This is a genomic window from Cupriavidus sp. IDO, assembly GCF_000812465.1.
Classification (GTDB): Bacteria; Pseudomonadota; Gammaproteobacteria; order Burkholderiales; family Burkholderiaceae; genus Cupriavidus.
On the sequence record NZ_JWMA01000118.1, the window covers coordinates 43,919 to 54,913 of the forward strand.

Sequence of the window (10,995 nt, forward strand, 5' to 3'; positions counted from 1 at the left end):
AAGTGCATTGTATGGCACTCCCGGTGATTGCCAAAATCTCTTGCGCCTATTGAAATAACCATTCAACGGACGACCCGTTTGAAGGCAGAATAGCCCGGTGCCACCGGGCTTGCAGCCGCACGACCGGTCCGGTCTTGAAAATCCGCAAACTGGTAACATATCCGGATTGTGGGTGCGGCAGCAGTCGACTGGGCAGGTTTTCCGTCAGGAAATACCCTCATTTGAATGGTGCCAAACGAGTCCGAGCATTCTCGTGTAAGGTAACGGTTCGGCAATACCCAGCCCTCAACATAAACAGAGCGAACCCAGAGGTTTTCCGCCATGAGCGAACAAATCAAGTATGTGAGCGACGCCTCCTTCGACGCCGACGTCCTCCAGTCCGACAAGCCCGTCCTGCTCGATTTCTGGGCCGAATGGTGCGGCCCCTGCAAGATGATCGCCCCGATCCTGGACGAAGTGGCCAAGGACTACGGCGACAAGCTGCAGATCGCCAAGATCAATGTCGATGAAAACCAGCAAGTGCCGGCCAAGTTCGGCATCCGCGGCATCCCGACGCTGATCCTGTTCAAGAACGGTGCAGTCGCCGCCCAGAAGGTTGGCGCGCTGTCCAAGTCGCAACTGACTGCCTTCCTCGACGGCAATCTGTAAGCTGCGCGCCGGAGCCTGAACCGGCTCCGGTTTTGTCACGATCCGACGTGCGTGCGCCACGCCCTGGCGCGCCGGTCGGATTGTGCTAAGATGCCACCAACAACTTCCCCGAGCGTTCGCTCATTTCTTCCCCCTTCCTTTTAGGTCTCGCCCGTCCGGGCCCTTCTGTACCCCTCGTCTATGCACCTGACAGAACTCAAATCGCTTCACGTGTCTGCGCTTCTCGAAATGGCGGCAACGCTCGAGATCGACAATGCACAGCGGATGCGCAAACAGGAACTGATGTTTGCGATCCTGAAGAAGCGCGCCAAGATGGGCGAAACCATCTTTGGAGACGGCACGCTGGAGGTGCTGCCCGACGGCTTCGGCTTCCTGCGCTCGCCCGAGACCTCGTATCTGGCCAGCACGGATGACATCTACATCAGCCCGTCTCAGATCCGCCGCTTCAACCTGCATACCGGCGACACGATCGAGGGTGAGGTGCGTACGCCCAAGGACGGCGAACGCTACTTTGCGCTGGTCAAGGTGGACAAGGTCAACGGGCAGCCGCCCGAAGCGGTCAAGAACCGCATCATGTTCGAGAACCTGACGCCGCTGCACCCGAACCGGCCGCTCACGCTCGAACGCGATATCAAGGCTGAAGAAAACATCACCGGCCGCATCATCGACATGATCGCGCCGATCGGCCGCGGCCAGCGTGCGCTGCTGGTGGCATCGCCCAAGTCCGGCAAGACCGTGATGCTGCAGCACATCGCCCACGCGATTGCCAACAACCATCCGGAGGCGGACCTGTTTGTGCTGCTGATCGACGAGCGCCCGGAAGAAGTGACCGAGATGATGCGCTCGGTGCGCGGGGAAGTGGTTGCGTCGACCTTTGACGAACCGGCTATCCGTCACGTCCAGGTTGCCGAAATGGTGATCGAGAAGGCCAAGCGCCTGGTCGAACTGAAGCGCGACGTGGTGATCCTGCTGGACTCCATCACCCGCCTGGCGCGTGCCTACAACACCGTGGTGCCGGCCTCGGGCAAGGTGCTGACTGGTGGTGTGGACGCCAACGCGCTGCAGCGCCCGAAGCGCTTCTTCGGTGCCGCGCGCAACCTGGAAGAAGGCGGTTCGCTGACCATCATCGCCACCGCGCTGATCGAAACCGGCAGCCGCATGGACGACGTGATCTATGAAGAGTTCAAGGGCACCGGCAATATGGAAGTGCACCTGGAACGTCGCCTGGCCGAGAAGCGCGTCTACCCGTCGATCAACCTGAACAAGTCGGGCACGCGCCGCGAAGAGCTGCTGATCAAGCCGGAAATCCTGCAGAAGATCTGGATCCTGCGCAAGTTCATCTCCGACATGGATGAAGTGCAGGCGATGGAATTCATTATGGACAAGATGAAGGCCACGAAGAACAACGCCGAGTTTTTCGATATGATGCGCAGAGGCGGCTGAGCCCTCGCTGCAACAAAACAGGAAGGCGTGCCCCGGCACGCCTTTTTTGTTGCCCGGACGATTCTTCGCGGACATACGCCCCTATTCATGCTTGGCCGACTGACCCAGTTCCTGCGCACCCGCTCGAAAGCCCGCAAGCTCGAGCACTATGCGATTCCGGATGCCCTGTGGGAGCAGACGGTCTCGACACTGCCGTTCGTGCAGCGCTACGGCAGCGACGACCTCACCGCGCTGCGCGAGCTGGCCACGCTGTTCATCGCCGAAAAGGAGTACTCCACCGCGCACGACCTGCCGCTGACCGACGACATGGTGGTCAGCGTGGCGGTGCAGGCGTGCGTGCCGATCCTGCGGCTGGGCATCGAGTGGTATCGCGGATGGCACGGGATCGTGCTCTACCCAGGCGAATTCATTATCCGCCGCACGGTCCAGGATGAAATCGGGCTGGTTCATGGCGTGGTCGAGGAAGCCAGCGGCGAGGCCTGGGAACACGGTCCGGTCATTCTGTCTTGGCCCGACGTGAGCTCGCCGGGAGCCGGGCTCGAATCCGACCACAACTTGCCGGCCGATTCCTACAACGTGGTCATTCATGAGTTCGCCCACAAGCTGGATATGCTCGACGGCGAACCCGATGGCGTACCGCCTTTCTCACGTGTGCTGCATCCGGGCATCGACGCCGAAGCATGGGCCGAAACGTTCCTGACCGAATACGACCGCTTTGCCGAGGTCTGGGACAAGTATCCGGACGACGCCTGGGAGCATCCGGAACGCCTGCCCCCGGCCCTGCGCGTGATCGACCCCTACGGTTGCGAGGCACCGAGCGAGTTCTTTGCGGTGGCGTCTGAGTCATTTTTTGTGGAGCCCGCGAGTCTGAGGCAGCATTGGCCGGTCCTCTACCAGTCCCTGGCCACGTTCTACCGGCAGGATCCGGCACCGGGAGGCAGCTGACTGCACATGCGCCCGCTGTTCGCGGGCACCGCGAGACGAGCGGCATTTCTTGCCCAAGTCTTTGTTTTTCTGCCATAATTCCAGTTTGCCCGTTATCGGCAAGTGGTTCGCTCGTCGCCGCGCTGAGTTCTGCGGATGTTGCGGATGACAACGGACTGGCTACCCAACCTGAAAGGAATCACCATGAAAGAAGGCATTCACCCCAATTACCGCGAAGTCGTGTTCCAGGACATGTCCAGCGACTTCAGCTTCATCACCCGCTCGACGATCCAGACCAAGGACAAGATCGTGAAGGACGGCAAGGAATACCCGCTGGCCAAGATCGAAGTCTCGTCGGAATCGCACCCGTTCTACACCGGCACCCAGAAGATCATGGACACCGCCGGCCGCGTCGAGAAGTTCCGCCAGAAGTTCGGCAACAAGCTGGGCAAGGCTGCGAAGTAATCGCTCCGGCGACCAAGGATTTGCGCGGCGCGCATGGACACATGCTCCGGCGCCGCGTGAACAGCAAAGAGGCAGCATTGGCTGCCTCTTTGCATTTGCGCCGGTGATTCTGCCTGCGCCCGTGCTCACGCCACACACCGGCAGCCGAGCCGCAAGCTCGCGCCTGCGCGATACTGTTCCATCCGTGGCAACGCGCCTCTGGCCTGCTGCCTGACCTGACCCGCCGATGAGTCAAGCCAAGACCTCCCCCGTCCAACTGACCGCTGCCGCAACCGGCGCGCTGCCGCGCGCCCTGCTGCTGGCGATCTGCATCATCTACGGCCTGACGGGCCTGTTTGGCCGCGATCCGTGGAAGAACGAGGATGCGGCGGGCTTCGGCGTGATGTGGCAACTGGCGACGGGCGGCGCGCACGACTGGCTGATGCCAAACATAGCCGGGCGCCCCTACAGTGAAGACGGCCCGCTGGTGTTCTGGATCGGTGCCACCATGATCCGCCTGTTCGGCGGCTGGCTTGGCGCGCCAGACGCATCGCGGCTCGCAACGGCCCTGTTCTTCTTCGCCACCTGCGCTGCCATCTGGTACACCACCTACCTGCTGGGCCGCCGCGACGAAGTTCAGCCTTTTGCCTATGCTTTCGGCGGCCAGCCCAATGCCCGCGACTATGGCCGAACACTGGCCGACGGCGCCCTGCTAGTTTTCCTTGCCTGTGTCGGCCTTGCCGTGCGCGGCCACGAAACCACGGCACAGGTCGGCCAGGTCAGCTTCATTGCGCTGAGCCTCTATGGCCTGGTCCGCAGTCTCGACAAGCCGATCCAGGGTAGCCTGCTGGTCGGGCTCGGACTGGGCGGCCTGACGCTGGCAAGCGGCCCGATCCTAGCGCTCGCCCTGTTTGCTGCTGCCGTGATCGGCGGCCTGGTCTGCCAGCCGCTGCCGCTGCGGCGCCTCCTCGAAATCAGCCTGCCGCTGGCACTGGCCATCGTGCTGGCATGGATTGCCGCGACCTATTTCAGCACTCCGGACCGTGCCGATGCCGTGACGTTCATCCGCGAGTGGGCCCGCTATGACCGGCGCAGCTATGGCGCGCCGAACATGCAGACGTTCGGCTTCAACGCGCGCAACCTCTTCCTCTATGCCTGGCCGGTGTGGCCCATCGCCTGCTGGGCATGGGTCGCATGGACCGGCATGCGCCGCGCCCCCCACGTCGCGCTGCCGCTGGCGCTGCTGCTGCCGCTGCTGTTGCTGCTGTTCCTGCAACGCAGTCCTGGCGATGTGCAGTTCATCCTGCTGCTGCCACCGATGGCGGTGCTGGCGGCATTTGCGCTGCCCACGCTGACGCGCGGCGTGATCAACGCCATCGACTGGTTCGCCCTGCTCTTCTTCACCATCTTCGGCGGCACCGTCTGGTTCCTGTGGATCGCCAAGACCACCGGCTGGCCGCCGCGCGTTGCAGCTAACGTCTTCCGCCAGTTGCCGGGCTTCCAGCATCAGTTCACTACCTCCGCGGTCGTCGTCGCTTTACTGGTCACCGTGGCCTGGGTGCTGATCGTCCGCTGGCGCCTGTCGCGCGCGCCCAAGCAGATCTGGCGCCCGGTCGTGATCTCCGCCGCCGGCACGACGCTGATGTGGGTGATGGCGATGACGCTGTGGCTGCCTTCGATCAACTACGGCAAGACGTATCGCGATGTGGTCGAGGCCGCTGCGATGGCGTTGCCATCGACATACCAGTGCGTGCAGCCGATCCGAATGGGCGATGCGCAGCTGGCCTCCTTTGCCTACTTCGGGCATTTCCGCTTCGGCGGTCCCAGCGACGGCTGCGATATCCTGCTGCGTCATGACTCGATGGACTTCGGCGAGCCCGGCGGTATTTCCCATTTTGAGTGGCGCCTGATCTGGGAAGGCCGCCGTCCGGCAGACCGCGACGAGCGCTTCCGCATGTACCGGCTTGTCGATACTGCCCGTGCCACGCACGCGCGGCCCGACCTGCCGCGGCGGCCGCTTCCGCGCCAGCCCTGAACCCCGCGCCTGCGATCAGGTGCACCGCGGGCAGCCTTGCGCCATCGCGACGCTGCCTGCTTTCGTGATTCCTGCATGAGCGCCCTCCAGGATTTCCGCCGCATTGCGAATCTGGCCGCCCCGGTCCTGGTCGGCCAGCTCGCCGTGATCGCATTTGGCGTCATCGACACCATCATGGCCGGCCGCGCCTCGGCCAATGACCTGGCTGCGGTTGGCCTGGGCGGCTCGATCTATGTGACGGTCTACATCAGCCTGATGGGCGTGCTGCAGGCGCTCGCCCCCATTGCCGGGCAACTGTACGGCGCCGGCCGCAGCGAGGAAATCGGCAGCGAGGTCCGGCAGGCAGCGTGGCTTGGGCTGGCGCTGTCTATCCCCGGCATCTTGCTGCTTGCGTTCCCCGGGCCGCTGCTGGCGTTCGCCAAGGCCCCGCCGGATCTCGTCGACAAGGCCAGTCAATACCTGCATATCGTGGCGTTCGGCCTTCCGGCCGCACTGGGATTTCGCATCTATTCCGCGCTGAACAATGCATTGTCGCGGCCGATCATGGTCACGGTTCTGCAACTGGCTGGCCTGGTCGTGAAAATTCCGCTCAATGCCTGGTTCATTCACGGCGGGCTGGGCCTGCCGGCGATGGGCGGACCGGGCTGCGCGCTGGCCTCGACGCTGATCAGCTGGTCCTGGTGCATCGCGGGCTTGCTGATCCTGCGTCATGGCTCGGCCTACCGGCCGTTGCAGATTTTCTCCAGGTGGAGTTGGCCCATCGCTGCACGGCTGCGCGCGCTGCTGCGCCTGGGCGTACCCATGGGCCTGACGTACCTGATCGAAATCACGTCGTTCACGCTGATGTCGATCTTCATCACCCGCATGGGGACCGTGACGCTGGCTGGACACCAGATCATCGCCAACCTCGGTGCCGTGGCGTATATGCTGCCGCTGTCACTGGCCATTGCTACATCGACGCTCGTGGCCCAGTCGATAGGCGCCCGGGATCTGGCCGGAGCAAGCCGGCTGGCCTGGCGCGGCATCCGCCTAGCGGCCGCCTTGGCCGTGATGGTGGGCGGCCTGCTCTGGCTGCTGCGTGAGCCACTGCTGCATGCCTATGCGAAGGATCCTGGCGTAGTCGCCGCCGCACTGCCGCTCATCCTGTTCGTCGCGTTCTACCAGGCCTTCGATGCCGTTCAGGTAATGACGGCCTTTATCCTGCGCGCCTACAAGGTGGCACTGATCCCGACGCTCATCTACGCAGGCTCACTCTGGGGCATCGGGCTGGGCGGCGGCTATGTGCTTGGATTCGGGCTGATTGATACCCTTCCCGCCTTCACGCGGGGAGCCGCCGGGTTCTGGCTGGCCAACAGCGTAAGCCTGGCCATTGCCGGCACGCTGCTGGTCCGTTATTTCGTGCGCATCAGCAGGGATCAGCGCATCTGATCGCCATCAGTGCGGTGGCGATTATCTTTTCGCGCGATCCACATAATCCGCCAAATGAATGAACCTGGCTGCTGGCTGGATTATCAAATGGCAGGCGCAAAAAGAAAAACCCGCATGGGATTAACCATGCGGGTTCAGTTTTGGCGGAGTGGACGGGACTCGAACCCGCGACCCCCGGCGTGACAGGCCGGTATTCTAACCGACTGAACTACCACTCCTTAGTCGGCTGCCATCTCGAGCTTCGCTCTTGACGACAAACTGGACGTTTGATTACGTCCGATTGTTTGGCGTCCCCTAGGGGATTCGAACCCCTGTACTCACCGTGAAAGGGTGATGTCCTAGGCCTCTAGACGAAGGGGACAGAAACTTGTCTTTCAACGCGTTCCGTCTTGCGCTGCGAAGTCGGCTACTATAACAGACTTTTTTGCGCTACGGAAGCACCTTTTCGTGCTTCCTGAATCCTGGTGGAGCTAAGCGGGATCGAACCGCTGACCTCTTGCATGCCATGCAAGCGCTCTCCCAGCTGAGCTATAGCCCCGAAATTCGGTTACTGCTGGAAACTGCCTTTCGCCGCCACGCAATGACAACCACGTTTGCAGCGAAAACAGGATTATATATAAGCCCGATACGACTCGCAACATTTTATTCACTGTCGCAGCGATTATCGGATAATCCTCACCCAAAAGAAAAACCCACATGGGATTAACCATGTGGGCTCAGTTTTGGCGGAGTGGACGGGACTCGAACCCGCGACCCCCGGCGTGACAGGCCGGTATTCTAACCGACTGAACTACCACTCCTTAGTCGGCTGCCATCTCGAGCTTCGCTCTTGACGACAAACTGGACGTTTGATTACGTCCGATTGTTTGGCGTCCCCTAGGGGATTCGAACCCCTGTACTCACCGTGAAAGGGTGATGTCCTAGGCCTCTAGACGAAGGGGACAGAAACTTGTCTTTCAACGTGTTCCGTCTGGAACCATCAAATACAACCGATGGTTCCGATATCCTGGTGGAGCTAAGCGGGATCGAACCGCTGACCTCTTGCATGCCATGCAAGCGCTCTCCCAGCTGAGCTATAGCCCCATAATACTGCCATTTACTGCAACTTGCTTTTCGCTGCGCCATTACCACCGGCGTTTCACGCGAAGCCAAAATTATATAACAACCTTGAATCTTTGCAAGCTCCCGTTTTGACTTTTTTTCGTTTTCCACATTTCTGCGGATGACTTGACGTCCACGAAGATCCGTTACCGGATCGGCCAGCCCGCTTGGTTGGGACCGCGCTGCAGGGAGAACGAAATTATGCGCAAGTCTCAGCCGGAGCGCAAGCCCCTGCCGAGCGTTTTGCATGAAATTTTTATGCCGACGCGCCGGCGCCGATCCGGCGCAGTACCGTGTCGCGCCCAAACAGCTCCAGTACGGCATCGATGCTCGGCGTCTGCAACTGCCCTGCTACCAGCAGGCGCACGGGCATAGCCAGCTTGGGCATCTTCAGGCCGAACTCGGCCAGCACCGCCTTGAACGTCGCGTTGATCGCCTCTCGCTTCCATTCCGGCAGCGCGGCCAGTTGCGTGGCCAGCGCGGCAAGCGCCGGCTTGATCTCGGCGGTCAGATGCTCGGCCTTGAGCGCCGGATCCGCCTGCGGTTCGCCGCGGTAGAACAGCAGCGCGGCCTGGGCGACTTCCTTCAGCGTATTCGCACGGTCCTTCACCAGTGCGATGACCTGGACCAGGTCAGCCCCTTCCACCTTGCCGCCGAGCGCCTCAATGAAAGGCCTGGTCAGGTCGGCCAGGCGCTGGTTGTCGCCCACCTTGATGTAGTGGTTGTTCAGCCACGCCAGCTTCTCCGGGTTGTACTGGGCCGGCGACTTGCCGAGGTGCTCCAGGTCAAACCACTCGACGAACTGCTCGCGCGAGAAGATCTCGGCGTCGCCGTGCGCCCAGCCTAGGCGCGCCAGGTAATTGAGAACCGCCTCGGGCAGATAGCCCTCGTCGCGGTACCCGGTCACGCTCATGGCACCATGCCGCTTGCTCATCTTCTCGCCCTGCTCGTTGAGCACGGTGGGCAGGTGCGCATAGACCGGCGGCGTCCCGCCCAGCGCGCGGATGATATTGATCTGGCGCGGCGTGTTGTTGACGTGATCATCACCGCGGATCACATGCGTGATCTTCATGTCGAGATCATCCACGACAACGCAGAAATTGTAGGTGGGCGTGCCGTCCGGGCGCGCGATCACCAGGTCGTCGAGCTCGTCGTTGGAGATCTCGATGCGCCCCTTGACGGCGTCATCCCACACCACGCTGCCGCCGATCGGGTTCTTGAACCGGATCACCGGCTTCACGCCAGTCGGGGGCTCGGGCAGGACCTTGCCTGGCTCCGGCCGCCAGAAGCCGTTGTAACGCGGCTTTTCGCCGCGCTCGCGCTGGGCATCGCGCAGGGCGTCGAGTTCCTCCGTGCTCATGTAGCAGGGATAAGCCAGGCCGGCGTCGACGATCTGCTGCAGCACCTCGCGATAGCGGTCCATGCGCTGCATCTGGTAGAACGGACCCTCGTCGACATCCATCTCGAGCCAGGCCATGCTTTCGAGAATCACGTCGACAGCCTCCTGCGACGAGCGCTCGACGTCGGTATCCTCGATACGCAGGATAAAGTCGCCCTTCATGCGGCGGGCAAAGGCCCACGGATAGAGCGCTGAGCGGATATTGCCGAGATGGATGAAGCCGGTCGGGCTCGGCGCGAAGCGGGTGCGAACGCGTTGTGTCATGGTCTGGGGGAAACAAAAAAGCCCGCGCGCGGATGCGCGCAGGCCGGAATGTATGAACGCTGCATTATAGCAAGCGGGTCGGCAACGCCTGCCGGCGCCGACAGCCCTGCCGCAGTGGAATCATTTATGCTACGGCCGGTCAGAGCAACAGCCGGTACGCGGCGCAAACTCGCCGGAACAAGATCGCGGCGCCTCATGCCTCACTTCCGCCGCCGGTGCCGCCCTCGCTAACATTTTCCCAATCCATGCAACGACGCAATTTCCTGGGCGCCTCCGCGGCAATGCTGCTGGCGGCCTGTTCCTTCGGCCCGCGGCCGTCCGACACCGTCCCTCCGGTCGCCACGCAGCCAGCACCCCGGCCCATCAAGATCGGCCTGGCACTGGGCGGCGGCGCCGCGCGCGGGTTCGCGCACATTGGCGTGATCAAGGCGCTGGAGGCGCAAGGCATTCACGCCGACCTGGTCACCGGCACCAGCGCGGGGGCCGTGGTGGCGGCGCTCTATGCGTCCGGCATGAACGGCTTTGAGCTGAACAGGCTGGCCCTGACCATGGACGAGGCCACCATCGCGGACTGGGCCCTGCCCTTCGGGACGCGCTTTGGCGGCTGGCTCAAGGGCGAAGCCTTGCAGAACTACGTCAACCGGCTGGTATCCAACCGCCCCATCGAGGCCATGAAGCTGCCGCTGGGAATCGTCGCGACGGACCTCAAGACCGGCGAGCGCATTCTCTTCCGCCGCGGCAATACAGGCCAGGCCGTGCGCGCCTCGAGCAGCGTGCCGGGTGTATTCCAGCCTGTCTCCATCCAGGGGCATGACTATGTCGATGGAGGCCTGGTCGAACCGGTGCCGGTAGACTCGGCGCGCGGCATGGGCGCTGACTTCGTCATCGCGGTCAATATTTCGGCCGATCCCGGCAGCCAGAAAAACAGCGGCCAGAGCGGCGTGCTGCTGCAGACCACGGCCATCATGGGCCAGTCGATCAACAAGATGGCGCTGGCGCGTGCGGATATCGTGATCCGCCCTGACCTGCCGGACATGAGTGGCAGCGACTTCAATTCGCGCAACCGGGCCGTTCTTGCCGGCGAGCAGGCGACCGCGGCCGTGATGGCAAGCCTGCGCCAGAAGCTGGAACAGGCCCGGCTGCGCCCGGCCGGCACCATGGCGGCGCAGTAGCATTCAGGCCGCGAGCAACAAAAAAGGACTGCCGAAGCAGTAATGCCGTTCAGTTAAGGTCCTTTCTCAGGAACCGAACGGTGTAACGAGAAGGTCGAGACTTAACGACCCGTGCGCATGTGCGTGCGGGTCGTTTT

At 62.5% G+C, this 10,995-nt stretch carries 8 protein-coding genes and 6 tRNA genes; 7 read left to right on the forward strand and 7 right to left on the reverse strand.

The genetic code is table 11. The features are described 5' to 3' along the window. Positions 1-321: 321 nt before the first annotated feature. The 6 genes from trxA to RM96_RS27385 all read left to right on the forward strand — a co-directional run bounded on the left by trxA (position 322) and on the right by RM96_RS27385 (position 6,922). The gene (gene trxA / locus RM96_RS27360; protein WP_010814265.1) at positions 322-648 is read left to right on the forward strand and encodes a thioredoxin TrxA; all 327 of its coding nucleotides are present in this window, start codon (positions 322-324) and stop codon (positions 646-648) included. Between the two features lie 180 nt (positions 649-828). Then, complete coding sequence (rho, locus tag RM96_RS27365) at positions 829-2,091, forward strand: transcription termination factor Rho (RefSeq protein WP_039014884.1); 1,263 nt, start codon at positions 829-831, stop codon at positions 2,089-2,091. A gap of 87 nt (positions 2,092-2,178) precedes the next feature. Further along, on the forward strand, positions 2,179-3,036 hold the full coding sequence (locus RM96_RS27370) for a M90 family metallopeptidase (RefSeq protein WP_039014885.1): 858 nt from the start codon (positions 2,179-2,181) through the stop codon (positions 3,034-3,036). A gap of 183 nt (positions 3,037-3,219) precedes the next feature. Further along, the gene (locus tag RM96_RS27375; RefSeq protein ID WP_010814268.1) at positions 3,220-3,480 is read left to right on the forward strand and encodes a type B 50S ribosomal protein L31; all 261 of its coding nucleotides are present in this window, start codon (positions 3,220-3,222) and stop codon (positions 3,478-3,480) included. Positions 3,481-3,706: 226 nt separating this feature from the next. After that, positions 3,707-5,494 carry an ArnT family glycosyltransferase gene (locus tag RM96_RS27380; protein WP_039014886.1) on the forward strand — a complete coding sequence of 596 codons (1,788 nt, stop codon included), beginning with the start codon at positions 3,707-3,709 and terminating at the stop codon, positions 5,492-5,494. Between the two features lie 75 nt (positions 5,495-5,569). Then, a complete protein-coding gene (locus tag RM96_RS27385) occupies positions 5,570-6,922 on the forward strand; it encodes an MATE family efflux transporter (RefSeq protein WP_039014887.1) in 1,353 nt (450 codons plus the stop codon). Positions 6,923-7,063: 141 nt separating this feature from the next. On the opposite strand, the gene RM96_RS27390 is transcribed toward RM96_RS27385, so the two are convergent. The 7 genes from RM96_RS27390 to gltX form a co-directional block, all read right to left on the reverse strand. Further along, a tRNA-Asp gene (locus RM96_RS27390) sits at positions 7,064-7,140 on the reverse strand. A 67-nt stretch (positions 7,141-7,207) separates the two neighbouring features. Next, positions 7,208-7,283: transfer RNA gene (locus tag RM96_RS27395), tRNA-Glu, on the reverse strand. A gap of 101 nt (positions 7,284-7,384) precedes the next feature. After that, positions 7,385-7,460: transfer RNA gene (locus tag RM96_RS27400), tRNA-Ala, on the reverse strand. 185 nt (positions 7,461-7,645) lie between these two features. After that, positions 7,646-7,722: transfer RNA gene (locus RM96_RS27405), tRNA-Asp, on the reverse strand. A gap of 67 nt (positions 7,723-7,789) precedes the next feature. After that, a tRNA-Glu gene (locus RM96_RS27410) sits at positions 7,790-7,865 on the reverse strand. 64 nt (positions 7,866-7,929) lie between these two features. Continuing rightward, positions 7,930-8,005: transfer RNA gene (locus RM96_RS27415), tRNA-Ala, on the reverse strand. 274 nt (positions 8,006-8,279) lie between these two features. Beyond that, positions 8,280-9,686, reverse strand: coding sequence for a glutamate--tRNA ligase (gltX, locus tag RM96_RS27420; protein WP_039014888.1), 1,407 nt, complete (start codon positions 9,684-9,686; stop codon positions 8,280-8,282). A gap of 245 nt (positions 9,687-9,931) precedes the next feature. Between gltX and RM96_RS27425 the strand changes: the two genes are divergently transcribed. After that, positions 9,932-10,858 (forward strand): patatin-like phospholipase family protein, encoded by a 927-nt coding sequence (locus tag RM96_RS27425; RefSeq protein WP_039014889.1) that lies wholly within the window; start codon positions 9,932-9,934, stop codon positions 10,856-10,858. Positions 10,859-10,995: the final 137 nt, after the last annotated feature.